21 protein-coding genes and 1 pseudogene are annotated in these 24,950 nt (G+C 61.2%); 13 read left to right on the top strand and 9 right to left on the bottom strand.

All coding sequences use genetic code 11. The annotated features are described in order from the left end of the window. Positions 1-79 precede the first annotated feature (79 nt). From catC to AC19YQ_RS21580, 6 genes and pseudogenes are all read left to right on the top strand, one after another. Entirely contained in the window at positions 80-370 is a 291-nt protein-coding gene (catC, locus tag AC19YQ_RS21605) for a muconolactone Delta-isomerase (protein WP_133078511.1), read from the top strand. A gap of 42 nt (positions 371-412) precedes the next feature. Next, the gene (catA, locus tag AC19YQ_RS21600; protein ID WP_500595917.1) at positions 413-1,333 is read left to right on the top strand and encodes a catechol 1,2-dioxygenase; all 921 of its coding nucleotides are present in this window, start codon (positions 413-415) and stop codon (positions 1,331-1,333) included. Between the two features lie 168 nt (positions 1,334-1,501). Then, positions 1,502-2,506, top strand: a complete 1,005-nt coding sequence (locus AC19YQ_RS21595; protein ID WP_500595916.1) for a sugar ABC transporter substrate-binding protein — start codon at positions 1,502-1,504, stop codon at positions 2,504-2,506. Then, positions 2,506-4,047 carry a sugar ABC transporter ATP-binding protein gene (locus AC19YQ_RS21590; protein ID WP_500595925.1) on the top strand — a complete coding sequence of 514 codons (1,542 nt, stop codon included), beginning with the start codon at positions 2,506-2,508 and terminating at the stop codon, positions 4,045-4,047. The genes AC19YQ_RS21595 and AC19YQ_RS21590 overlap by 1 nt, the downstream gene beginning before the upstream one ends. Next, positions 4,034-5,029 (top strand): annotated as a pseudogene (locus AC19YQ_RS21585) (ABC transporter permease). Before AC19YQ_RS21590 ends, AC19YQ_RS21585 begins: the two are co-directional and overlap by 14 nt. Beyond that, on the top strand, positions 5,026-6,009 hold the full coding sequence (locus tag AC19YQ_RS21580; protein ID WP_500595915.1) for an ABC transporter permease: 984 nt from the start codon (positions 5,026-5,028) through the stop codon (positions 6,007-6,009). The pseudogene AC19YQ_RS21585 and the gene AC19YQ_RS21580 overlap by 4 nt, the downstream one beginning before the upstream one ends. A gap of 1 nt (position 6,010) precedes the next feature. On the opposite strand, the gene AC19YQ_RS21575 is transcribed toward AC19YQ_RS21580, so the two are convergent. Continuing rightward, entirely contained in the window at positions 6,011-7,237 is a 1,227-nt protein-coding gene (locus AC19YQ_RS21575; protein WP_500595914.1) for an acyl-CoA dehydrogenase family protein, read from the bottom strand. A gap of 319 nt (positions 7,238-7,556) precedes the next feature. Between AC19YQ_RS21575 and AC19YQ_RS21570 the strand changes: the two genes are divergently transcribed. The 4 genes from AC19YQ_RS21570 to AC19YQ_RS21555 all read left to right on the top strand — a co-directional run bounded on the left by AC19YQ_RS21570 (position 7,557) and on the right by AC19YQ_RS21555 (position 13,138). Beyond that, positions 7,557-8,957 carry an LLM class flavin-dependent oxidoreductase gene (locus tag AC19YQ_RS21570; protein ID WP_500595913.1) on the top strand — a complete coding sequence of 467 codons (1,401 nt, stop codon included), beginning with the start codon at positions 7,557-7,559 and terminating at the stop codon, positions 8,955-8,957. A gap of 94 nt (positions 8,958-9,051) precedes the next feature. Beyond that, positions 9,052-10,476 carry an FAD/NAD(P)-binding protein gene (locus AC19YQ_RS21565; RefSeq protein ID WP_500595912.1) on the top strand — a complete coding sequence of 475 codons (1,425 nt, stop codon included), beginning with the start codon at positions 9,052-9,054 and terminating at the stop codon, positions 10,474-10,476. Positions 10,477-10,847: 371 nt separating this feature from the next. Continuing rightward, on the top strand, positions 10,848-11,948 hold the full coding sequence (locus tag AC19YQ_RS21560) for a polyamine ABC transporter substrate-binding protein (protein WP_500595911.1): 1,101 nt from the start codon (positions 10,848-10,850) through the stop codon (positions 11,946-11,948). An 89-nt stretch (positions 11,949-12,037) separates the two neighbouring features. Continuing rightward, entirely contained in the window at positions 12,038-13,138 is a 1,101-nt protein-coding gene (locus tag AC19YQ_RS21555; protein WP_133078519.1) for a DmpA family aminopeptidase, read from the top strand. 109 nt (positions 13,139-13,247) lie between these two features. Here AC19YQ_RS21555 and AC19YQ_RS21550 read toward each other — a convergent pair whose 3' ends face one another. Beyond that, a complete protein-coding gene (locus AC19YQ_RS21550) occupies positions 13,248-14,987 on the bottom strand; it encodes a dipeptidase (protein WP_500595910.1) in 1,740 nt (579 codons plus the stop codon). Positions 14,988-15,089: 102 nt separating this feature from the next. Then, positions 15,090-15,872: a response regulator transcription factor gene (locus tag AC19YQ_RS21545; protein WP_500595909.1), complete on the bottom strand. Its 783-nt coding sequence runs from the start codon at positions 15,870-15,872 to the stop codon at positions 15,090-15,092. A gap of 93 nt (positions 15,873-15,965) precedes the next feature. Here AC19YQ_RS21545 and AC19YQ_RS21540 point away from each other — a divergent pair, with 93 nt between their 5' ends. Together AC19YQ_RS21540 and AC19YQ_RS21535 are read left to right on the top strand one after the other, a co-directional pair. Next, the gene (locus AC19YQ_RS21540; protein ID WP_500595908.1) at positions 15,966-16,784 is read left to right on the top strand and encodes a carbon-nitrogen hydrolase family protein; all 819 of its coding nucleotides are present in this window, start codon (positions 15,966-15,968) and stop codon (positions 16,782-16,784) included. 2 nt (positions 16,785-16,786) lie between these two features. Continuing rightward, complete coding sequence (locus AC19YQ_RS21535) at positions 16,787-17,887, top strand: polyamine ABC transporter substrate-binding protein (RefSeq protein WP_500595907.1); 1,101 nt, start codon at positions 16,787-16,789, stop codon at positions 17,885-17,887. 121 nt (positions 17,888-18,008) lie between these two features. On the opposite strand, the gene AC19YQ_RS21530 is transcribed toward AC19YQ_RS21535, so the two are convergent. The 5 genes from AC19YQ_RS21530 to nikA are packed head-to-tail and all read right to left on the bottom strand — an operon-like array spanning position 18,009 to position 22,921. Continuing rightward, positions 18,009-18,794 (bottom strand): ATP-binding cassette domain-containing protein, encoded by a 786-nt coding sequence (locus AC19YQ_RS21530; protein WP_500595906.1) that lies wholly within the window; start codon positions 18,792-18,794, stop codon positions 18,009-18,011. Then, the gene (locus tag AC19YQ_RS21525; protein WP_133078525.1) at positions 18,791-19,564 is read right to left on the bottom strand and encodes an ATP-binding cassette domain-containing protein; all 774 of its coding nucleotides are present in this window, start codon (positions 19,562-19,564) and stop codon (positions 18,791-18,793) included. Before AC19YQ_RS21525 ends, AC19YQ_RS21530 begins: the two co-directional genes overlap by 4 nt. Beyond that, positions 19,561-20,406, bottom strand: a complete 846-nt coding sequence (gene nikC / locus AC19YQ_RS21520; protein WP_500595905.1) for a nickel ABC transporter permease subunit NikC — start codon at positions 20,404-20,406, stop codon at positions 19,561-19,563. The genes AC19YQ_RS21525 and nikC overlap by 4 nt, the downstream gene beginning before the upstream one ends. Then, a complete protein-coding gene (gene nikB / locus AC19YQ_RS21515) occupies positions 20,403-21,344 on the bottom strand; it encodes a nickel ABC transporter permease subunit NikB (RefSeq protein WP_326427046.1) in 942 nt (313 codons plus the stop codon). Before nikB ends, nikC begins: the two co-directional genes overlap by 4 nt. A gap of 2 nt (positions 21,345-21,346) precedes the next feature. After that, positions 21,347-22,921: a nickel ABC transporter substrate-binding protein gene (gene nikA, locus AC19YQ_RS21510; protein WP_500595904.1), complete on the bottom strand. Its 1,575-nt coding sequence runs from the start codon at positions 22,919-22,921 to the stop codon at positions 21,347-21,349. A gap of 90 nt (positions 22,922-23,011) precedes the next feature. Here nikA and nikR point away from each other — a divergent pair, with 90 nt between their 5' ends. Continuing rightward, positions 23,012-23,410, top strand: a complete 399-nt coding sequence (gene nikR / locus AC19YQ_RS21505) for a nickel-responsive transcriptional regulator NikR (protein WP_339475868.1) — start codon at positions 23,012-23,014, stop codon at positions 23,408-23,410. A 216-nt stretch (positions 23,411-23,626) separates the two neighbouring features. Here nikR and AC19YQ_RS21500 read toward each other — a convergent pair whose 3' ends face one another. Next, on the bottom strand, positions 23,627-24,838 hold the full coding sequence (locus AC19YQ_RS21500) for an MFS transporter (RefSeq protein ID WP_500595903.1): 1,212 nt from the start codon (positions 24,836-24,838) through the stop codon (positions 23,627-23,629). Between the last annotated feature and the right edge of the window lie 112 nt (positions 24,839-24,950).

The following is a 24,950-nucleotide window of genomic DNA, read 5'->3' as shown; positions in this document are numbered from 1 at the left end:
ATCAGGCCAACCGCGCTGATGCTATCGCGAGCAAGCCCGCTCCCACAGCCACTTCCCCTATTTCTTCAAGGAGAGCCCCATGCTTTTCCACGTAAAAATGACCGTGAACCTGCCACTCGACATGGACCCGGCCAAGGCCGCGACGCTCAAGGCCGACGAAAAGGAACTGGCCCAGCGCCTGCAACAGGAAGGCAAGTGGCGCCACCTGTGGCGCATTGCCGGGCACTACGCCAACTACAGCGTATTTGACGTGGCCAGCGTCGAGGCCTTGCACGACACGCTGCTGCAATTGCCGCTCTTCCCCTACATGGATATCGAGATCGAAGGGCTGTGCCGCCACCCGTCCTCGATCCATGACGACGACCGCTAACCCTTTCATTCCCTCGCACAAGAACAAGATAAGGTGAGCCCCATGACCGTGAAAATATCCCACACTGACGGTATACAGAGCTTCTTCAAAGAAGCCGCCGGCTTTGGCAGCGACAATGGCAGTCCGCGTCTCAAAAGCATCATCCTGCGAGTGCTGCAGGACAGCGCAAAAATCATCGAAGACCTTGAAATCACCGAGGACGAATTCTGGAAGTCCGTGGACTACCTCAACCGTCTGGGCGGCCGCTCGGAAGCCGGTCTGTTGGTAGCAGGCCTGGGCATCGAGCACTTTATCGACCTGTTGCAGGACGCCAAGGATGAGCAGGCCAGTCAGGTCGGCGGCACGCCTCGCACCATCGAAGGCCCGCTGTACGTGGCCGGTGCGCCGCTGTCCGAAGGGCACGCGCGGATGGACGACGGCAGTGAAGAGGGTGTCGCCACTGTGATGTTCCTCGAAGGCCAGGTGTTCGACACCCAGGGCAAGCCGCTGGCTGGCGCCACGGTCGACCTGTGGCACGCCAACACCAAGGGCACCTATTCGTTTTTTGACCAGAGCCAATCTGAGTACAACCTGCGTCGGCGCATCATCACGGATGCCGAAGGTCGCTATCGCGCCCGCAGTATCGTGCCATCGGGCTACGGCTGCGATCCACAGGGGCCGACCCAGGAATGCCTGGATCTGCTGGGGCGTCACGGCCAGCGTCCGGCCCATGTGCACTTCTTTATCTCGGCCCCCGGCCATCGGCACCTGACGACCCAGATCAACCTGTCGGGCGACAAGTACCTGTGGGACGACTTTGCCTATGCCACCCGTGAAGGTCTGGTGGGCGAAGTGCAGTTTCGCGACGATGGCGCCCGTGATGTGACGGGGCGTTATGCCGAACTTGCCTTCGACTTCCAGCTGCAGCAGGCCGCCGCCCCCGCAGCCGAGTTGCGCAGCCATCGCCCGCGGGCGTTGCAGTAAAGCTGTTCGTCCAGCAACAGTTGAGCAACACCCAGGCGTGAATCCGGGCACTCCGGGGGGGGGGTAATCCCCCCCCGGACAAGCCCTGAATCCGGGCCCGCAAGGTGAATCGATACAGCGGCATGGTCTGTGCAATGTTCCTGAAAAAACACTTCAGGAACCACACCCATGCCTGCAACCGCTTCGAACAAACCGTTCATTCGTCGTAGCCGACTCTGGCAAGCCCTGACCCTGGCCGTCGTCAGTACAGGGCTTGCGACACTGGCCAGCGCCGATGACAGCGATGTCCCTTCGCTGGCCGGCAAACGCATCGCCATCAGCATGACGGGCACCAGTCATTATTTCGATGTGAAAGCCTTTGAAGCGCAGGTCGAGGAGGTCAAGCGCCTTGGCGGCACGCCGATCACCCTGGATGCCGGGCGTAATGATAAAAATCTGGTGACGCAACTGCAGACGGTGGTGACGCAAAAGCCGGATGCCGTGATCCAGACCCTGGGCACCCTGAGTGTGATTGACCCGTGGCTCAAGCGCATCAGCAAAGCCGGTATACCGCTGTTCACCATCGACGCACCCTCGCAATACAGCCTCAACAACACCACTTCGGACAATGTCGCCACGGGTAAAAACCTGGCCGGGCAACTGGTGGCAGACAGCGGTGGCAAGGGCAACATTCTGGTGTTCAACGGTTTCTATGGCGTGCCGGTGTGCGCGATCCGTTATGACCAGCTCAAGCTGGCCCTCAAGGATCATCCTGAGCTCAACATCATCGACCCCGAACTGCGGGATGTGATCCCTAACACCGTGCAGGATGCCTACAGCCAGGTCAGCGCGCTGCTCAACAAATACCCCAAGGGCAGCGTCACCGCGATCTGGTCCGCCTGGGATATTCCCCAACTGGGCGCCAGCAAGGCGCTGGTGGACGCCGGGCGCACGGAGATCAAAACCTATGGTGTCGACGGCACGCCTGAAGTGCTTGAGCTGCTTAAGCGCGAGGACTCACCGGTGGGCGCAGTGGTGGCCCAGCAACCGGCACTGATCGGTAAAACCGCCGTGCAGAATGTGGCGCGCTACCTGGCCGGGCAGCATGACTTGCCCAAGGAAACCCAGGGGCCGACGTTGCTCACTACCGCGGCCAACCTTGAGCAGGTGCAACGTCTGCGAGGCGACCAGTGATTCCCCCCGCGCTGCATCTGCAGGGTATCGCCAAGCGCTTCGGGCCTACCCAGGCCCTGGACGGCGTAGACCTGTGGGTCGAGCGCGGCTCGATTCACGGCCTTGTGGGTGAGAACGGCGCCGGGAAATCGACCCTGATCAAGGTACTGGCTGGCATCCACCGGGCCGACAGCGGCACGCTGGCGATCGACGGGCAGCCCTTTACTGCGTTGAGTCCGCGTCAGGTCGAAGCCTTGGGCGTACATTTCATTCATCAGGAGCGTCTGTTGCCCGGCCGTTTTACCGTGGGTGAAGCGCTGTTTTTTGGTCATGAACTCAGGCGCGGCCCTTTTGTCCGGCGCCGCGCCCAGGACCGTGAGGCAGCACGGCTGTTACGTGAGTACTTTGATCTGGAGTTCCCGGCGGGCGCACTCGTCAGCGAGCTGGACAGTGCGCAGCGTCAGATTCTGCAAATTACCCGGGCCTTGCTGGCCAAGCCCAAAATACTGGTGTTCGACGAACCCAGCGTGTCCCTGGTCAAGCGCGAAGTCGATCAGCTGCTGGCAATCATTCGTCGTTTGCGCGATCAAGGCCTGACGATTGTGTATATCTCTCACTACCTGCAGGAAATCGAAAGCCTGTGTGATCAGGTTACGGTGCTGCGCAATGGTCGGGCCGTGGCGGTGGTCGATCCGCGTACCACCTCGACCACCCAGATTGCCCGGCTGATGGTCAATCGCGACGTCGGCGAGATGTACCCCAAAGACGTGGTCAAGCCGGGTGAGGTGGTGCTTGAACTCAAGGGTTTGGGCTTGGGTACTGCGTATCACGACATCAATGTGAGCCTGCGCCGGGGCGAGGTGCTGGGGCTGACCGGACTGGTGGGTTCCGGTGCCAAGGAACTGCTTAAAAGCCTGTTCGGCCTGGTGCAGCCCGACCGTGGCAGTGTGCACTTGCAGGGGCGCCTTGTGCGCCTCAAGTCCCCCCGCGACGCCGTTCGCAAAGGCATTGCGCTGGTCCCTGAAGAGCGCCGCAGCCACGGGGTAGCGCCGCTGCTGTCAGTGCTTGAAAACCTGACCCTGGCCGGGCTTTCGCGGTTCAGCCGCTGGGGCCTGATGAACCCTGCGGCCGAGGCCCGGGAAAGCGAACGACTGATCGCTGAACTGGGTATCAAGACTGCGGGCCGCGAAGCCCCGGTCCGGCAACTGAGTGGCGGCAATCAGCAAAAAGTCGCACTGGGTAAATGGTTGGGTCGCGGCTGCGCGGTGTACCTGCTTGACGAGCCCAGTGTGGGGGTCGACATCGGGGCCAAGGTCGAGATCTATCGCCTGATCGGCCGCCTTGCCCAGCAAGGCGCGGCAGTGCTGGTGCTGTCCTCGGACTTGCCGGAGCTGATGGGTATTACCGACCGGATTCTGGTGATGCACCGTGGGGCCCTGGCCGGTGAGTTCGATGCACGCCAGGTCGACAGCGACCGTTTGCTGGCCTGCGCCACAGGGGCCCGTGAGTTGTCCGCCCCGTGCCTTTCTACCGAGCGGGAGCCTGAACATGCCGTCGTCTGAAATCCTCGCCCGGCCTTTAGTGCGCAGGCTCGGCCTGCTGGTGCTGCGCCGGGGTTCACTGCTGGCGTTCCTGCTGATTCTGGCGGTGTTCGCGGTCAGCGCACCCAACTTTCTCAGCCCGGGCAACATTGCCAACGTGTTTGCCCAGTCGGCGATCCTGGGCATCCTCGCCTTTGGCCTCACCTGCGTGGTGATCGGCGGTGGTTCCAACGTTGTTTCGGGCGGTCTCGATCTGTCCCTGGCGGCCAATCTGGGCCTGTGTGCGGCGGTCTACAGCAGCCTGAACAACGCGGGACTGCAGGCCGGGGAGGCGATTGGCCTGACCTTGCTCTGCGGGCTGGCCGTCGGTGCCCTGAACGGTTTTACCGTGGTGGTGCTGCGCCTGCCGCCACTGCTCGCAACCCTGGCGAGCATGAACCTGATTGCCGGGCTGGAGCTGGTACTGACCCAGAACAGCGTGTTGCCCACCGATTCGGCGTTGCTGGACACCCTGGCCAATGGCGAGTGGCTGCAGGTGCCTGCGCTGGCCTGGGTGCTGCTGGGTGTGGCGTTGTTGCTGGGCCTGCTGATTCAGCACACTCCTTATGGATTGCGTTTGTACGCGGTAGGCGAATACCCCGAGGCGGCAAGGGCCGCCGGGTTGGGGGTGGGCCGCTAAGTGTTTTCCAGTTACCTGGTCGCGGGGCTGTGCGCCGCCATTGCCGCCTTTTGTTCGGCCGCGTATTTCAGCGGCAGCACCACGGGTTCCGGGGAAATGCTGCTCTCGGTCGTGGCCATCGCTTTTCTGGGGGTGGTGTTTTCAAGGCGGCTGGTGGCGAACATCCCCGGCACGTTGTTGGCGACGCTGTTGCTGGGTTTTTTGATTAACGGTTTCCAACTGCTGAACATCGCCAGCTTCTGGGTCAATGGTGTGCAGGGGGTCCTTATTTTAGTGGTGGTGGCCATGTCCAGCGCCTTGCGCACAGAGGAGGGCGGACAATGAACACGCTCGCTGCAACGCCCGTGTCTAGGCTGTTTTTATCCCGTACATTGCGGGGGATCCTGCCGCTATTGATCGTCGTGATCGTTGGGTTTTTCGCGGCGACAGCGCCGGGGTTCTTGACCCTCGGCAACCTGAGCAGCCTGCTGCTGAACAATTTTGTGCTGCTGGCGATAATTGCCATCGGCATGACCTGGGCGGTGGCGGCAGGGGGGATCGACTTGTCGGTGGGCACGGCGCTGGACTTCGCCAGCCTGGCCTTTGTGGTGGTGCTCAATGGCGGTCATGGCCTGGCCATTGCGATACCCGCAGCCTTGCTCGCCGGGGTGCTGGTGGGCGGCTTCAATGCGGGGCTGATCGCAGGTCTTGGCATTACGCCGTTTCTGGCAACCCTGGGTACGTTGTTTATCGGCATCAGCGTTCAGCAATTACTGTCTGAAGGGGGGCAGCCGATCTACATCGCGCAGAGTGTTTTGCCGGGGCTCACTGGTATGACGTGGCTGGGGGTGCCGCTGCCGTTGTGGCTGTTACTGGGCGTGGCGGTGGGGTACGGGGTGATACTGGCCCGAGGGCGACTGGGGCGAGAAATCCTGGCGGTTGGCACCCAGGTGCAATTGGCGCGCTACTCGGGGCTGTCGATCCGCGTGATCAGCCTCAAGGTGTTTATCGCCAGTGCGCTGGCCTGTGCCGTGGCCGGGATTGTGCTCAGTTCCACGGTCAACGCCTACGTGCCGATGTCGGGCAATGCGTTCTTGATCAATGCCATTGGAGCGGTGTTCATGGGCACCACCCTGAGCCGAACCGGGCGCGCCAACATCCCCGGCACGTTGCTGGGGGTGTTGTTCATCAATGTGATTGCCAATGGTCTGTTGCTGATTGGCTGGAACTTCTATTGGCAGCAGGTGGCGACCGGCGCGCTGATTTTGCTGGTGCTGGCGTTCAGTTTCGCCAGTCGCCGCCTGCAGTTGGGGCACTCGTCGTGATCTATCCGGCTTTGAGGCTATTGCCGATCTGCCACACATACAGCGGCTCAGTCCCGTTAACGGCCCAGTCACCGACAATCCGTGCCTTGTATATCCACGGGTTGTGGGAGGCTGCCGTGCGGGCATTGCGCCAATGGCGATCCAGCGCCTTGCTCACACTGACCCCTGAAGCCCCCAGGGCGTTGAACAGATCGCTGGTCGCCCGCAGGATCAACTCCGACACCACGACCTGAGCTTTTGACGTCTCGATCTCGGCATCGATGTTGGCCTGGCGCTCGGCGTCTGCGTCCTGGGCCAGTCGCGCTACATAGGCCCGTTGCAGAGGTTCCGCCGAGCGCAGGGTAGCCGCTTCGGCCGCATACACCTGGGCCGATATCTGCCCGACCACCTGCAGGATCTGGGCGTCGCCACTGGCGGTGTCGGCATTGCCGTGGCTGAACACCCGTTTGCGCTCGCGAACCTCTTGGGCAATATCCCGTTCCACGGCACGGCCAATGCCCGCCAGTACGGCCAGCAGCACCAATTGATAAAAGGCCGTCTGGTATTTAAACCGCGTCTCGAAGGGAATCACGTGTTCGGCGCTCAGGGGGACATCCACATACTGCGAGGTGCCGCTGCCGGTGGTGCGCTGCCCGAAGCCGTCCCAATCATCGCTCTGGGTCACGCCGGGATGACTTGCATGCACCAGCGCAATCACGTCGGCGCCGTTGTCGGAGCGTTGGGCGTACACATCGATCCAGTCGGCAAAGATACTGCCGGTGCTGTAGTACTTGGCCCCGTTGAGCAGGTAGTTCTCACCGTGGGGGGTGATTTTGGTGAGGATTTCCCCCAGTTTGACCGCGCCGACCTCGGTCCAGCCATTGCCCACCAGTTCCCCTGCCACAAAGCGTGCGAACCAGGCCCCGCGTGACGGGCTCGGAGGTGCATTGAGGCGGTCTTCGACAAACGCAAAATGGCCGCGCAGTGATTGTGGAATGTTGGAGTCGGCTTCGGCCAGCTCGATCAGCAACTGGAACAATTGACCGATGGACGCACCGGCACCGCCATACTCGACGGGCACTCTGATTGCGCCAAAACCGGCCTGTTTCAACCAGCGAATGGGCTCGTAGGGCAGCTCGCGAGCGTGTTCGCGTTCAACATTGCCGGCGGCGATTTTGCGGAACAAGGGACGAAAGCGATTGGCCAGGGTTTCGTAGTCGGTACCCGCGGACAGAGGTGATGCGGTCATGGCAGTTCTCCTGAAATGGAAGGTTCCTGTCATGGGGGATTGCATGGTTTGTGCCGTTGGCGACAAGCCCGCAAAGCCTGGGATTCGCTCAAGCCAACTGACTGCTGGCCAACAGTTAAAAGCCAAGGTGTACGAAAACAGCACAGCCACCCTCACGAATACCCCTGTGGGAGCGGGCTTGCTCGCGAGGGTATCGTCGCGATTTAACTCAAGGATCGCGGCGTCCGTATCGCGACCAGCCCCGCTCCCGCAGAGCAGGCGTAGAACCGGCACGGCCTGTGCAACAGCGCCTGCAATGTGTAGCGTCAGGAGCAATTCGATGTCCCGTGAAATCCGTTTGAATGCCTTCGACATGAACTGCGTCGGCCATCAGTCCCCGGGCCTGTGGGCCCATCCCCGTGACCGCTCGTGGCAGTACAAGGACCTTGAATACTGGACCGACCTGGCCAGGATCCTGGAACGTGGCAAGTTTGACGGGCTGTTTATCGCCGATGTGCTGGGGATCTATGACGTGTATCGCGGCAATGGCGATGCGGCGATCCGCCAGGGCGCACAGGTGCCGGTCAATGATCCGCTGCAATTGATTCCGCCAATGGCCCTGGTGACGGAGCACCTGGGGTTTGGCCTGACCGCTTCGTTGTCGTTCGAGCATCCGTACCCCTTTGCCCGGCGCCTGTCGACGCTTGACCACCTGACCAAGGGCCGTGCGGGCTGGAACATTGTCACCTCCTACCTTGAAAGCGGTGCCAAGAACATCGGCCAGCAAGCCCTGACCGAGCACGATGCCCGCTATGACTATGCCCAGGAGTATCTGGAGGTTTGCTACAAACTGTGGGAAGGCAGTTGGGAAGAGGGCGCCATCCTGCGTGACCGCGAGCGGCGGGTGTTCAGTGACCCGAGCAAAATCCATGAAATCCGCCACGACGGCAAACATTTCCAGGTCCCGGGCATCCACCTGTGCGAACCCTCACCGCAGCGTACGCCGGTGCTCTATCAGGCTGGCGCCTCCAGCCGGGGCAAGCAGTTCGCAGCCGAGCAGGCCGAGTGTGTGTTTGTGGCCGCGCCGTCCAAGGTGCTGCTGAAAAAAACCGTCGCCGATATTCGTCGACGTGCCGCCGAGGCGGGGCGTGACCCCTCGAAAATTCTGATTTTCAACCTGCAGACCGTGATCCTCGGCGAGACTGATGCACTGGCCAAGGCCAAGTTCGAAGAATACAAAAGCTATGTCAGCTACGAAGGTGCAATGGCCTTGATCAGTGGCTGGACCGGGATCGATTTCAGCCAGTTCAAGCCCGACGAGCCCCTCAAACACGTGCACACCAATGCGATCCAGTCCGCCGTCGAAACCTTCTCCACGGCCGATCCGAACACCCTCTGGACCCCCAATGCGCTGGCGGACTGGGTGGGCATCGGCGGTTTCGGACCGCTGTTTGTCGGCAGCCCTGAAACCGTGGCTGACCTGCTCGAAGAGTGGGTGGCCGAGACCGATGTGGACGGCTTCAACCTGGCTTATGCGGTGACCCACGAGACCTTTATCGATGCCGTGGATTTGCTGGTGCCTGAGCTGCAAAAGCGCGGTGTGTACAAGAAGGAGTACGCCCCGGGCACCCTGCGCGAGAAGTTGTTTGGCGAAGGTCCCCGCCTGGCTGAAGGACATCCGGGGGCGGGCTATCGCAACCTGGGCGAGCTTAATCGGGCCCACGAAAAACAACGGGCCTGAAGCTCGGCGCTGGACACAGCGGGTGAGCTGAACGCAGCATGGGTGATCGATCCTGCGTTCAGCGCTTAATAACTCCAAGAACGAGTGAGTAACCATGAGTGAGCCGCAAACCGGACAGGCAACTCCTGCCATCCGTGAGGCCGATGTATTGATTGTGGGCGGTGGCCTGAGCGGCACCTTGTTAGCCATGCAACTGCTGCGCTTACCCGGCGCCCGGCGCATCGTGCTGGTGGAGCCCAGGCCCGAGCTGGGCCGGGGCGAGGCTTACAGCGCCACCGAACTGGGGCATACCCTGAACGGTAATGCAGCGCGCATGAGCATCGAGCCCGATGATGCCGATGACCTGACACGTTGGTTGCAGGCCCACCTTGATGACGGCGGCTGGCCGGAGTCGGGTGCCCAGGATCTACCGGTCAGCGAATTGTTCCCGCCCCGCGGGCTGTTCGGCGTGTATGCCCAGCAGCGTCTGGCGCAGGCAATGATCATTGGCGAGGCGAATGGCTCCAGCCTGACCCATGTGCGCGATGAAGTGATCGACCTGCAAACCCTGGAGCACGGCGTGAGGGTCACGCTCAAGGAGGGAGCCCGGTGGCAGGGCGCAGTGGCCGTATTGGCAACCGGCATGTTCCCGGCGGCCCGTACGGCCCAGCGCGAGTCCAGCGGCCTTAACGCCGCGGCACTCGACCCGTGGAATGTCGACGCATTGCGAGCGCTGCCGCCGGATGCCCGGGTGCTGATCATCGGCTCGGGGCTGACCATGATCGATGCCCTGGAATCCCTTGACCAGGCGGGTCATCGCGGGCCGATCGACGTGTATTCGCGTCACGGCCTGTTGCCCCATGTGCGCCGTCAGCCGCCCGCCTGGGAGGATTTTCTGAGCCTGTCGCCGGAGCTGCGCAGCCCCTTGCAGTTGCTGCGCGAACTGCGTCGTCAATGTGCGCAGGCGCAGGCGCAGGGTATCGACTGGCAGGCGCCGCTGGACACTGTCCGGGTGCACATTCCAAGGCTTTGGAGCCAGGCCAGTGATGCACAGCGCCGCCAGTTTGTGCGGCATGCCCGGCCTTGGTGGGAAAGCCATCACCATCGTTCGCCGCCCCAGGGCAATGCCTTGCTGGAACGGTTGCTCAAGGAAGGTCGGCTGATGGTGCGTGCCGCGTCCCTGCAAGGAGTAGACAGTGCCGGCCTTCGAATTCGACTGCGTTACCGTGGGCAAACTGAAGCGGTGTGGGTGCAAGGGGATGGGCTGATCAACTCCACCGGCATTGAATACGACTGGCGCCGGGTGGATAAAGCCTTGCCCCGGCAACTGCTGCAGCGTGGGTTGATACGGCCCGGCAACCTGGGGCTGGGCATTGCCGCCGACGCGGGCGGAGCGGTTTTGAATGCCGATGGCGAGCCGGGACAAAGGCTGTTTGCGATGGGCCCGCCGTTGCGTGGCATGTGGTGGGAAAGCACTGCGGTGACCGACGTTGCACTACAAGCCAAGGCATTGGCCAATCGGTTGGCTGTAGAGTTTTGACCTGACAGACCGCGTCGGCTGCATCCACTGCCTGGCACAAATCCCTGTGGGAGCGGGCTTGCTCGCGATGGCATCTACCCGGTAGGGCTGAAAGACCGCGTCGCCAGCATCGCAGGCAAGCCAGCGCCTGCAGGTCTTGCGTTAGCCCCTGAATCTGCGTCCCGGACATAGAATCGGACACGCACAATGGCCATATAAATCCCCTTTTGGCCTGCCTCCCTCTGTGATCGGTTCTGGCTGTCGGCAAGAATCAACCCCACCACTCAAATAACAACAAATCCTTTCGTCCTTACCCTCGGCCTTCTAAAGGCCTCTGCCGTGTACAGAACATAACAACTATCGATCTCACGCCGAACCTGGGGAACTGATCCATGGACACTCTGAAATGCTTACTGGGCGCCACTGTCTGTGGGCTCACGCTGCTGGCCACCAGCGTACATGCCGAACAGCGCGAGTTGCGGGTTTACAACTGGGCGGACTATATCCTGCCGTCCGTTCCCAAGGACTTCGCCAAACAGACGGGCATCAAGGTGACCTGGGATTCTTTCGACACCAATGAAGCCCTTGAAGCCAAGCTGCTGACCGGCAACTCGGGGTATGACCTGGTGGTGCCGTCCAATCAGTTTCTCGATACCCAGATCAAGGCGGGAGTGTTCCAGAAGCTGGACAAGTCCAAGCTGCCCAACTGGCAGCACCAGGACCCGGCCCTGCTCAAGTTGCTGGACACCAATGACCCTGGCAACCAGTACGCGGTGCCTTACATGTACGGCACGGTGCTGATCGGCTTCAACCCGGCCAAGGTCAAGGCCGCGCTGGGCGAGAATGCTCCGGTGGACAGCTGGGATCTGGTGTTCAAGCCCGAAAACATGGCCAAGCTGAAATCCTGCGGCGTGGCGATGCTTGATTCCCCCTCGGAAATCCTGCCGTTGGCGCTGCATTATCTAGGACTGGACCCCAACAGCCAGAACCCGGCCGATTATGAAAAAGCCAAGGAGCTGATGCTCAAGGTCCGCCCCTACGTGACCTACTTCAACTCGGCCAAGTACATGACCGATATCGCCAATGGCGACATCTGCGTGGCCATCGGTTATTCGGGCAGCTTCTACCAGTTCGGCAATCGCGCCAAAGAGTCGGGTAACGGTGTCGTGGTCGATTGGCGCTTGCCCAAAGAGGGCGCGCCGATCTGGTTTGACACCTTCGCTATCCCTAAAAGCGCGAAAAATGTCGAAGAGGCCCACGAGTTCCTTAACCACCTGCTGGAGCCCAAGGTCATTGCCGGGATCAGTGATTTCCTTGGCTACCCCAATGCCAACAAGGACTCCCTGGCGCTGATCAACAAGGACATCACCGCCAATCCGAACCTGACCCCAACCAGCGAGGCGTTGAAATCCCTGTACGTGGTGCAGCCGCTGCCGCAGAAAATGGAACGGGTGCGCACCCGGGTCTGGACCAGTATCAAGTCGGACAAGTAACCCCTCAGGGGTAGTGAATGGGGGTTATCGTCAAGTGCCTGCCGGGTTCCTAAACTGGGGGCACTTAATCGAACGACGAGAACAGCACCATGCGTATCCGAGAGCTTGGCATCACTATCGGTTCAGGTACCCCGGGCGTGTACAACGCCATCACCGACGTACCGGGTGTGCGAGTGGGGCATCACACGCTCAATGTTGAAACCGATGGGGTTTCCATCCATTCCGGTGTCACCGTGATTGAGCCGCGGGCCGGAGCCACCCATTTGCAGCCGTGTTTTGCAGGCGTGCATGTGCTCAACGGCAACGGCGACGCCACGGGGCTGGAGTGGATCCGGGAGGCGGGCTTGCTGACCTCGCCCATTGCCTACACCAACACCCACAGTGTCGGCGTGGTTCGCGATGCGCTGGTAGCTGCCGAGCGGGAGATGGGCAAGCAACATACCTACTGGTGCATGCCCGTGGTGCTGGAGACCTACGACGGAACGTTGAACGATATCTGGGGCCAGCACGTGACTGCCGAGCATCTGCAACTTGCCCTGCAAGCGGCCGAGTCCGGGCCTGTGGCAGAGGGCAACGTGGGGGGCGGTACCGGAATGATCTGCCACGAATTCAAGGGCGGGATCGGTACGTCATCACGGGTATTGAGCCCGGAGCAGGGGGGCTGGACGGTAGGGGCGCTGGTGCAGGCCAACTACGGCGTGCGTGAAGCCTTGCGGGTGGGCGGCTACCCGGTCGGCACGGTGCTGGATGACGTGCCATCGCCCTTCAAAAGCGGGGTCAATGTCGGCGTGCCGGGCATGGGGTCGATCGTGATTACCCTTGCCACCGATGCGCCCTTGTTGCCCCATCAGTGCACCCGTCTTGCACAGCGTGCCAGTGTCGGGTTGGCGCGGGTGGGGGGAGGAACCGAGGACTCCAGCGGCGATATCTTCATTGCCTTCGCGGTGGGCAACCAGAACTTGCCAGCGGCCAACTTCGGTCATCCGGGTGAGCCGACAACGGCGTTGCAGATGGTCAACAACGACTACATCTCGCCGCTGTTCGTGGCAGCGGCCGATGCGGTAGAAGAAGCCATTCTCAATGCCATGCTGGGCGCCGATGACCTGACAGGCTGTGGCCATACGGTGCTGGCGCTCAAGCCTGAGCGATTGCTGGCGGCGCTCAGGCAGGTGGGCTGGAAAGCACCTTGAGCCTGTAGTCGCTGCCGAGGCACGAAGGCTGCGAGCCTTTAGCGATATACATCGCCAATCGCAGCCTTCGTGCCTCGGCAGCGACTACGGCCGGGGGCGGGATATTGGTTCAGAGCTTCGGCAATTGCCCGACGCGAGCCATCATTTCGGTGACGATCTGCAAGTCCAGCATGAACTGCTCCACCGTCTTGAACTCGTTGTCGGTATGGCCGGTGTACTTGACGTTGGGCATGGCCAGACCGAACTGCACGCCATTGGGCAGTTCATGGACCGATGTCGCACCCGCCGAGGTGCCGAAGGTGTGTTCCATGCCGAGGTTTTCGCTGGCTACGGCCAGCAGCGCCTTGACCCATTCACCCTCCGGGTTGCGGTACATCGGTTCGGCGATGGTGTAGTCAAACGTCACCGCCACCTGCTTGCTCTTGCTCCAGGCATCCAGCTTCCCGGCAATCTGCTCCTTGAGCGCCTGCGGGGACTTGCCCTTGGGCACGCGCAGGTTCACGGCAAGCTTGAGGGCCTTGTCATCCAGCCCGACAAACGTCAGTGACGTGGTCAGCGGCCCCATGAACCCGTCGGCAAAACCAATCCCCAACTTGCCACCTTCGTAGTCCAGGCCCCAGTTCTCGGCGCCATAGTGGGCGGCATCGGTAATGTGGTTGTGCTTGAGGGCGACCTGGCCATCAATGCTGCTGATGAAGTCCAGCATCCTTGCCACCGGATTGACCCCGGACTCGGGCTCTGAGGAGTGGGCAGACACCCCCGTGACGGTCAGCACGACATCCTTGCCGACCACCTTGGCGCTCACTTCGAAATTCCCGCCATTGCGCTTGGCATAGTCGGCACCGGCTTTATTCAACGAGGCGGCCAGCTCTTCAGGCGTGTCCGTGACCAGGGTGGCGACCGAGGTCGACGGGATCTGATTGGTTGCCATGCCGCCCGTGAGCGAGATGATTTCCGCGCCCTGACCCTCGGCGTTACGCCGTGCAAAGGTGGCCATGACCGTGCCGTAGCCTTTCTCGGCAATCACTACGGGGTAGCCGCCATCCAGCGCCAGGTTGTAGTTGGGGACCGGGTTGTTCTCGAAGTAATAGGGGATGGCGTCACCGGAGGTTTCCTCGGTGGTGTCGATCAGCAGCTTGAAGTTTCTGGCCAGCGGCAACTTCTCCTCCTTGATCACTTTCATGGCGTACATCGCCACCACAATCCCGTTTTTGTCATCCTCGGTGCCACGACCGTACATGCGATCGCCAATCAGGGTGACCTTGAACGGATCGAGTTTTGTGCCGTCCTTGAGCACCCAGTTTTCCGGGGTTACCGGCACCACGTCGGCGTGGGCGTGAATACCGACCACTTCATCGCCACTGCCTTGCAGGGTGACTTCATAGACGCGGTTGTCGACATTGCGAAAGTTCAGGTCGAAGGCCTGGGCAAGGCCCTTGATCTTGTCGGCGATCTTGATGAATTGCGGGTTCTCGTACTGGGGCACACCGTCCAGGTTGACGGTCGGGATGGCAACCAGCTCACGCAGGGTCTGGGTGGCCTCCTTGCCGTATTTCAACCGCGTGTAGAGGCCCAGCAGACGATAGATTTCGTTCTGTTGCTCAGGGGTCAATGCCTTGTTGTCGAGAAAGGCGTTGAGGGTCGGCTGCAGGTTGTCGGCCTTGGCCAGATCGCTCTTGGCCAGCGCACCCAGAAAATGCCTGAAGTCAGTGACCGGGGTTTCACTGAAGGTCTTGAGGATGGTCGCGCTCTGTTGCGGCGTGATGGTGGCGTGGGCAGCGGTGCTGAACGCCGCAAGGCTGGCCATCATCAATGTCGCGGCGGCCAGGTGCTTAAGTGGAAAGTGCATGGTGTGGGGCATTCCTTTGCGGGCAGTGGGGTGGAAATGGAGGTAAATGAAACAAAACATTTCCAAACTTACACTGCAAGGAAGTGCAACGGTAGGTGCTTTTTATTCCTGCGCCTGTAAAAACAGCGAGAACAGTTCGGACTGTGACTTGATTCCCAGCTTGCTGTACATGTGCTTGCGATGCACCTTCACCGTCTCTGCGGAAATCGCCAGTTTTCGGGCAACTTCCTTGTTCGAACAGCCGCTTAGCAGCAATAGCCCCACCTCCATTTCCCGTGCGGTCAAGGGTGTACTCAACTGCTCGGTAGCGGTTTCCAGGCGGCTTTGCCAGTTGGGTGTCAGCTCTGCTGCCTCCCTGGGTTCACGCTCGAACACCAGGCGCTGGCGCATCAGTGCGGCCACCCAAGGCTGTACCAGCCCCAGCAATGCGGTCTGTTCCAGGCTGAACCGGCACTGGCTGCCCAGGGACAGGCTCAGGGTTCGTTCATTGTCGAGTTGCACATTGATATGCACCTCGTCGGTGACGATATTCAGGCGGAAGTAGCGCTGATAGTAATCGGTCTGTTCAAAGCATTCCGGGGCCACGTCCTGCAGCCGGAACAGCCCGCTTTTCGGTGATTCGCGGTTGGCAATGTAGAACGGGTCCAGCAGGTACAGGCCCTTGAGATAATCCTGGAACAGTGAATCCATACCGCCGTCTTCGCCGGGGGATTCGGCCAGGACCTGCGGTTTGCCGGCGCTATAGATCAGCACCACCCAGTTGTCCACGGGCACATAGCGGCCCAGCAAACGCACCAGCGCCGTCCAGAAATTGGGCTGGTTGAGGGTTTCGATCACCCGGCCCACCGCGTCATGCCAAGCCACATCCTGCAACGTCAGATTCATCTCACTACCCATTGGGTGTTACCCCATCGAAGTCATTTAAAGGCGCTGTGCCGCGCACCATACTCGGCTCATCCCTGGGTAAAAGGACCTGAGATGAACATTGAAATGGTGCAACTGGCTGGCCGTGACGGCGACACCGCTTATAACCTGTCGCGCACATTGAATGCCATCGCCACCTGCGCTGGCGATACGGATTTGCTGGTGTTTCCCGAGACCCACCTGACCGGATTTGTCGGCGGCCAACAGCTGGCGCAGGTGGCCGAGCCCCTGGACGGTCCGACTCTGCACGCTGTGCTGCAGGCCGTACGGGAGCGTGGTGTCGGTGTGGTAGTCGGGATTGCCGAGGTCCATGAGGGCACGTTCTACAACACCTCGGTACTGGTGACGCCCGAGGGGATCGCGCTGCACTACCGCAAGACCCATCTTTGGCCCTCGGAGCGTGGCGACTTCTGCCCTGGCGACCGTTTTACCACCGTTGTGTGGCAGGGCGTTCGGATTGGCCTGCTGATCTGTTACGACATAGAACTGCCGGAAACCAGCCGGGCCCTGGCGCAACTGGGGGTCGAACTGATCATCGTCACCAACGGCAACATGGATCCCTATGGCCCTGTGCACCGCACGGCAATCATGGCCCGCGCCCAGGAAAACCAGGCATTCGCCGTGATGGTCAACCGCGTAGGGGCAGGGGACGACGGGCTGGTGTTTGCGGGTGGCAGCATGGCGGTCGACCCGTTTGGGCGGGTGCTGGTTGAGGCCGGGCGCGAAGAAAATCGCCAGGTGGTGGCGCTGGATTTTGATCAGCTGAAGGCTGCCCGTCGTGATTACGACTACCTCAAGGATCGCCGTTTGTTGCTGTCGGGCACCCAGCTCGAACATGCAGACGGTCGTCGCGAACTGTTGATCGGAGCCTGAACATGAATAATAAAAACGGTATGCGCCTGGCCCTGGCCGCGGTGTTGAGTTGCAGCCTCGCGAGCGCGGTTGCGGCTGAACAGCAGGTGAACATCTACAACTGGTACGACTTTATTGCCCCCGACACGATGAAAAACTTTAAGGCCGAAAGTGGAATCGGCTCGATGTACGACGTGTTCGATAACAGCGATGTGATGCAAAGCAAGCTGATGGCCGGGCGCAGTGGCTATGACGTTGTCGTGGCCACCGGGGATCTGCTGCCCAACCTGATCAAGGCCGGGGTGCTCAAGGAGCTGGACCCTGCGCAGTTGCCCAATCGCTCACACCTGGACCCGGACATCCTGGCCAAGATGCAGAGTAACGATCCGGGTAATCGCTACGCCGTGCCTTACCTGTGGGGCACCACGGGGGTGGGCTATGACGTCGACAAGGTCAGGGCCGTACTGGGGGCGGATGCGCCGATCGATTCCTGGGACCTGATCTTCAAGCCCGAGAACCTGAGCAAGCTCAGCCAGTGTGGCGTGGCGATGCTGGACGCTCCCAGTGAAATCATCCCAATCGCCCTGCATTACCTGGGCCTGCCCTACAACAGCACCAACCCCCAGGACTACCAGAAGGCCGAGGCCTTGCTGCTGACGCTGCGGCCTTACATTCGCTACTTTGACTCGTCCAAATTCATCACGGACCTGGCCAATGGCAACGTGTGTGTGGTGGTGGGTTGGGCAGGCGGGGTGCAGGACGCCAAGACCGCCTCCCAAGTGGCCGGCAATGGACGAAACATCCGTTACAGCATTCCTCGCGAAGGTGCGCCGATCTGGGTCGAAAGCATGGTCTTGCTCAAGGACGCGCCCAACCCGCAGCAGGGCCTGGCATTCATCAACTACATGCTGCGTCCGCAGGTGATTGCGCAGACCTCGACCTACCTCAAATACCCCAATGCCAATCAGGATTCCAGGGCGCTGATAGACGAAAAAATCCGCGACAACCCGGAAATTTACCCCGGCAAGGACGTTATGCAGACGCTGTTCCCGCTTGAGCCGCTGCCCCTGAAACTTGAGCGGGTACGGACACGGGTATGGAGCAAGGTTAAAAGCGGGACGTGAGCCCCACAAAACCAGAGCTTCATCATCACGGTGGGAGCGGGCTTGCTCGCGATGCAGGCGGCGCGGTTTTCCGTTGAACCGCGCCGCCTGCATCGCGAGCAAGCCCGCTCCCATAGGAGTGCTACAGAATCGCCGTCTCGCGACAGACTTTGCTCGCCCTCGGCATCGCCGGCAGCACTGCTTCTTGCAAGGTCCGTGCTGCCGGGTGGGTAAAGCGCATTTGCGGGGTGACGGGCATGTCCTCCACCAGCTTGCCTTCGGCCAATACCACCACTCGCTGGCAAAAACGCTGCACCAGGCTCAAGTCATGGGTAATCAGCAAAAACCCCGTGCCGCAGTCGCGCCTTACTTGTGCCAGCAAATCCAGAATCTGCACTTGCAGCACCCGATCAAGGTTGGACAGGGCCTCGTCGAGAATAATCAGCTGAGGTCCGATCGCCATGGCCCGGGCAATCCCGGCGCGCTGCAGTTGGCCGCCGCTCAGTTGCGCGGGGAGTTTGTCGATGTCCCGGGCTTCCAGCTGGACCTGCTGCAACAGGTGTTCAACCCGGGCCTTGCACGACTCGGCAGACATTGTGCTGAGATGGCGCAGAGGCTCGGCAATGCTCCAGCCAATGCTGCGCTGGGGGTTGAAGGCGCTGAGGGCGTCCTGGAATACCATCTGCACGCTTTGCAAAAACGGCGGCTGGCCATTGAACGCAATGCTGCCCTGATCGGCGGTTTCCAGGCCCATCAGCAGGCGCGCCAACGTGCTTTTGCCGCTGCCGCTGCCCCCCAGCAGGCCAAGGCTCTGGCCTTGCTCCAGGTCCAGATTCAATCCGTCGAGCACGTGCACTCGATGCCGTTTGCTGAAAAAACCGCCAGCGGTGTAACCGTGACTCAGGTCGCGTACTTGAATAAAGCTCATGGCGCGCAGCCCTCCAGGGTCAATGAGTGATGCGCCGCCAGCAGCGTGCGCGCTTCCTTGCTTTGCGGTGCGTTGAACAGCTCATGCACACCGGCATGCTCGACAATCCGCCCGTTGGCCATGACGCTCACCCGGTCGGCGCAGCGCGCGACGACGCCCATGTCATGGGTTATCAGCAGCACGCCCAGGTTGCGTTGTTCCACCAGCCGCTCGAGCAGGTCGAGAAAGCGGGCCTGGGCCACAACATCCAGATCGCTGGTGGGTTCGTCGGCCAGCAAAAAGCGACTGTCGGCCAGCAGGGCCAGGGCAATCATCATCCGCTGCAGCATGCCGCCGCTCAGTTGAAAGGCGAATGAGTCGAGCACCCGCTGATCATCGTGCAAACCCACTTCGTGCAGGGTGGTCTGGATCAGCCGCTCGGCCTCGGCGCCTCCCAGGCCTCGGGTCTGAAGGGTTTCGAGTGCGTGCTGGCGCAATGAGCGCACCGGGTTGAAGGCGCTGCGCGGGTTTTGCAGCACCAGCGCCACTTCACGGCCGCGCAGGTGCGTGGCCTCAACCGGGCGCCCGTCCAGCAGCAAGGTTGCGCCGCTGCTGTGGACACCGGGGGGCAATAAATCGAGGATGCCCAGGCTGGTCAGGGACTTGCCGGAACCGCTGGCGCCCACCAGTGCATGCACCTGGCCAGCCTTGAGGGTCAGTTCCACCCGGTCAACCAGGGTGCGTTGCTGGTGTTTGAGGGTCAGGTCGCGAATGGTCAATGTGTGCTTCATTCCTTGATCTCCGCCAGTACGCTTGGGTCGAGCCGGTCACGCAATGCATCGCCCAGCAGGTTGAAGGCCATGACCGAGATAAAGATCATCAGGCCGGGCCAGAGCAGGAGCTGCGGCTGGGTCCAGATAAACTCCTTGGCGTCGTTGATCATCACCCCCCACTCAGGCGTCGGCGGGCTGACGCCCAGACCGAGAAAGGACAGGCCCGAGACGTGCAGCATCATATGGCCGATGTCCATCGACGCCAGGACCAGCAGTTGCCCCACGACGTTGGGCATCACGTGCTGGCGCAGGCGGGTCAGGCGTGAAGCACCGGCCAGTTGCGAAGCCAGTACATAGTCGCGATTGCGCTGGGCCAGGACCATGCCGCGCACCATCCGCGCATACCAGGCCCAGTGGGACAGGGCGATCGCGATGATGACGTTGGTCAGGCCGGTGCCCAGCAAGGCAATCAGAAAGAACGCCAGCACCAGGGTAGGGAAGGTCAGGAACATGTCGCAAAGACGCATCAGGAACATGTCCACCTTGCCGCCGACGATGCCCGCGATACCGCCTATGACCACGCCCAGCACCAGCACCAGGCCCAGCACCAGCACCACGCTGCCCAGGGACAGTTGCGTCCCGACGATGAGGCGCGAGAGCACGTCGCGCCCCAGGTGGTCGGTGCCCAGCCAATGGCTGGCGCTGGCGGGCAGCAGGCGGTCGTCCAGATTCACCAGGGTGGCGTCGTAAGGCGCCAGCCAGGGGCCGAGCAGCGCCATCACCAACAGCAGGGCCACCAGTACGTAACCGATGCGCAGGCCGTGTTTTTTGCGGGAATAAGCCGCAGCTATTGCGCTCATGCCATCACCCCCGACAGACGCGTACGTGGATCGAGCCAGGCGTAGCAGATGTCCACCACCAGATTGCACACCACCAGCAGCGTGGTCAGCAGCAGGGTGAAGCACTGCATCACCGGAAAGTCGCGATTGAGCACCGCGCTGACCGCGAAGCGCCCGACACCGGGCCAGGCGAAGATGGTTTCGATCACCAGTGCACCGCCCAGCAACTCGCCGATATGCATGCCCGTGGCGGTCACCAGCGGCATCCAGGCATTGCGCAGGATATGGTCACGCCACACCCGTTTTTCATTGAGGCCACGGGCCCGGGCGTAAAACACATGGCGATGCTGGCGCACGTCAAGCAGGCTGGCGCGCAGCAGGCGGGCGTTGATCGACATCGACATCAGCGCAATGGCCAGGACCGGCATCAGCAGATGCTGCGGGCTGCCCCGGCCCATCGGAGGCAACCAGCCCAGCCACAGAGAGAACATGGCGATCAGCAGAAATGCCAGCCAGAAATTGGGCATCGACACGCCGATAAAGGTGATGAAACGCACCACCTGATCGGGCCAGCGCCCTTTCCAGCGGGCAGCCGCCAGGCCCAGGGGAATGCTCATCACCAGCGTGGTGAGCAGGGCCAGGCCACCCAGCTGCAAGGTAGCAGGCAGGTAATAGAGGATGTCGTCGAGCACCGGGCGCCCGGTGATATAGGAAATGCCGAAATCGAGATGCAGGGCATTCCACAGCCAGGTGAGGTATTGCTCGGGCAGGGGGCGGTCAAGGCCAAGGGCATGCCGCGCCTCGGCCAGAGCGGTGTCGGTGGGCGGGATCTGCGACAGGCGCAGATAGTCCAGTGCCGGGTCGCCGTTGCCCAGGTGCAGCAGGACAAAGACGATCAACGACACCCCCAGCAGCACCGGGATCAGCAGCACAAGCCGCAGGATGATATAGCGCAGCATGGTTATGGCTTCCCTGCGGTGGGGTGCATGACCTCGAACGGCACGTCAAACAGCGTGCTGCCGAATTGCACGTTGTCGACGTTTTTGCCGCTGACACTGATGGCCGTAAGGTGTGAGATCGGCAGGTACACCGCCTGATCGTGCAGGGTGGTGAGGATTTCGCGGTAATCCTCGGCGCGCTTGCTTTCATCCGTTTCGCCCAGTACGTCGGCGATTTTATGGTCGATGGCGTCCTTCATCGGCAGGCCGCGCTGGGCCATGTAATCCGCGTGGCCTGCGTAGCGCATGGAGCTGACAAATGAGTGGGGGTCATAGGGCGCGCCCCAGGTGTCGGCGAAAATCATGCCGAACTTGCCTTCACGCTGGCGCTGGACCAGGGCGCCGTCTTCTTCGGCGCGCAACTTGACCTCGATACCAACCTTGGCCAACTCCCCCTGAATGATTTCAGCGAGATTTTTTTGCAGGGCGCTGGGGCCCAGAAACACCAGATCGGTGCTCAGTGGCTTGCCGTCTTTCTCGCGAATACGTTTACCCGCAGGGACTTTCCAGCCAGCCGCCTCAAGGGTTTTTTTCGCCTGCTCGGGGTCATGGGGCAAAGCCTTGAGGCCAAGATCGGCGTACGGCATGTTACTGGCGAACAGCGCATCGGCACGGGGTTCCTGGCCATGCAGCACCTTGGCGATGATGGTGTCCTTGTCCACGGCCTGATTGATTGCCTGGCGCACCGCCAGTTCATTGGTGGGTGCCAGGCCGGTGTTCATTGCCACGGTGCGAGTGGCCAGTGGTGCGGAAATGGCGGCTTTGAAGCCTGAATCGCGCAGGCGTACGAAAGTGCCCGGCGAAATTTCGCCGTCGGCGCCCTGGATCAGATCGATTTCTCCGGTTTGCAGGGCGATGGCGCGGCTGTCGGGGTCGGAGATGACCTTGACCATGACCGAGTCATAGGCCGGTTTTGGCCCCCAGTAGTGCTCGTTACGGTCGAAGCGGTCGTATTCGCCGCGCCGGGTCTGGGCGAGTACCCAAGGCCCGGTGCCTACCGGTGTGCCCGGCTTGGCGTCGGGTGCGCCAAACCGCAGTGGGCGCACTTGCGCCAGCTCCATCAGGGTCGGGTAATAAGGGTGTTTGAGCACCAGCACCAGCGTGTGCTCGTCCGGCGCTTCGACGCGCTCAAGGGTGGAGACCAGCTCCATCCACTGGTGGCGCTTGCTGTTGGCCAGCACCGCATCAAGGTTGGTTTTGGCGGCACTCGCGTTGAAGGGGCTGCCGTCACTGAAGGTTACGTTGTCGCGCAGGGTGAAGGTGTAGGTCTTGCCGTCCGGCGACACGGTCCAGTGAGTTGCGAGCCAGGGTTCCAGGGTGCCCTGTGCCGTGTACCGCACCAGGGGTTCATAGACCATTGCCTGGGCATACATCTGGTTGGGCGAATAGCCTCGGGGGTCCAGCGGACCAGCATTGGTCGGCCATGAATAGGTCAGCGTGGGGGCCGGGGCGGCGGCCCAGGCAGTCGAGATGCCTGCGCTCAGGCAGGCTCCAATCATCCATAAAGCCAGCTGTTTTTTAGTCCGTGACTGCTTCACACTGCTTCTCCCTCAATTGATGGCTATTGGCCTGATCAGATGCTGGGTATGAAGTCTATGTCAAAAGTTCATAACTGCGAGGCTGATTGGATGCAGAGGGTCACTATTTCGCTGGACGATGATTTGTTGGCTGCCATTGATGCGCGTGTGGGCACCCACGGCTATCAGGGGCGCTCCGAGGCCATACGTGATTTATTGCGTGCCGGGTTGCTGGAACCGGAGCAGGGTGACCCTCAAAGTGCCTGTGTCGCGACCTTGAGCTACGTGTATGACCACGCTACGCGGGAGTTGTCCAAGCGTCTGAATACGGCCTTTCATGAGCACCATGACCTGACGCTGTCGACGCTGCATGTGCACCTGGATCAGGGCAAGTGCATGGAAGTCTCGGTGCTCAAGGGCACGGTGGGGGAAGTGGCGGAGCTGGCGCGTCATGTGATGGCCGAGCGTGGGGTTCGGCATGGCAGTGCGCAGATTATTCCGTTGGGCTAGGCGGTCCGGGTACCAAAAGCGCTATGTGGTGGCTTGGGCACGACCTGTAGTCGCTGACGAGCCGTGCGAGGCTGCGATCGTCTTGGTGCGCCACTGCGACGTAGCAGTCGTAAAGTCAGCTTCCTCGGTGAATCAGGGATACAGCGTGTACCGGTTTTACGACCGCTTCGCGCTCGATCGCAGCCTCGTTCTACTCGTCAACGGCTACGAAGAGGGTTAGACGACGAATCCCGATACAACGCGTTGCAGGTGTCGCCATACCAGTCGGCCCAGGGTAATGGACCAGTTGCACAAGGCAATCCCCAGGATTATCCAGAGCAGGGTGTGCATTCCGTAGTTAACGATGACCTGCCCGGCCAGCCAGGGAAAACCAAATACCCCGACAAAATACGCCAGGCTGAACAGCACCAGCGACTGTGGCGTCAGCCCGGCAGGTGCTTCGTTGGCAGCCAGGCCGTTGATTACCGAGTACGTCAGACCGTAGCCGACCCCAAGCACAATGGCTGCCAATAAATAGATGAACCCGGAGCTGACAAAGAACATCAGCATCAACACCGAAACCACCATCAAGGCCGTCAGCAAGCAGGACATGACATAGGGGTCGCGCCTGACAATCAACCCCGCAACCAGCAGGCGACAGGTGATTGCGGCACCCATGAAGCCCAGGAAGAAGAGTGAATAGTCCAGCTGGTTGAGCGTCGCGTAAGAGGTTTGAAAACTGGACAACCCTCCGAAGATGGCGCCGCCCAGGCCAACCATCATGATCGCGAACACGGCCTTGGAACGCAGCACCAGCGCAGCAGCCTGCGGCGTGATTTTGCAGGGGGCGACGGAGCCGGGCGTGCTGTGCTGGCGCTTGATTCCAGGGCCGATGACCACAAACATCAGGCCACCCAGCAGGCTGGCAACGGCCGCCACCAGGAATGCCGATTCCACCGGGTAACCCAGTGCCTGGGCTGCACGACCGAGCAAGGGACCGGTGCCGATGCCGGTCATCATGCTGCCCGAGAGCAAGGCGAAGTGTTTCACCCGTTGCGCGGGCTCGATGAGCATGGCCACGACGATCGGCCCCAGGGTGTAAAACACTCCCCAGCCCAACCCCAGCAGCAAGCCAAAGATCAGCACCGCGGTGCCATGATCGGGCAAGGTAGCGAAACCCAGGCAGGCGGCGGCCAGCAGCAGGGAGCCACAGGCTATGGCCCTGGTAGCGCCAAACAGGTCGGTCAGGTGGCCGGAAAAAATCACGGCCAGGAAGGTACTGAGCATGGCGACCGAGATGATCGTGCCAGCCTGCGACTCACTGCCGCCGTGGGCACTGAGCATCATTGCCAGTAAAAAAGTGGTGCCATAAGACAACGACAGCAGGTAACTGGCGAGGCAGAAGAGCCCGAAGACGCCCTTGGCCTGTTGGGGGGGAGTGGATGGCATTGCGGGTCGTCCCTGAAGTTCGAGTGTTGTTGTGCGGCACATCGAACGTTAATAACAGACAACCCCTGATCTCAGGATTCAAACGTTTGAATCCTGAGATCGGCAGAACCTA

Source organism: Pseudomonas sp. MF06569, from assembly GCF_059862735.1.
The sequence above is the reverse complement of the archived record's forward strand: the minus strand, read 5'-3'. Positions and strand labels throughout refer to the sequence as shown.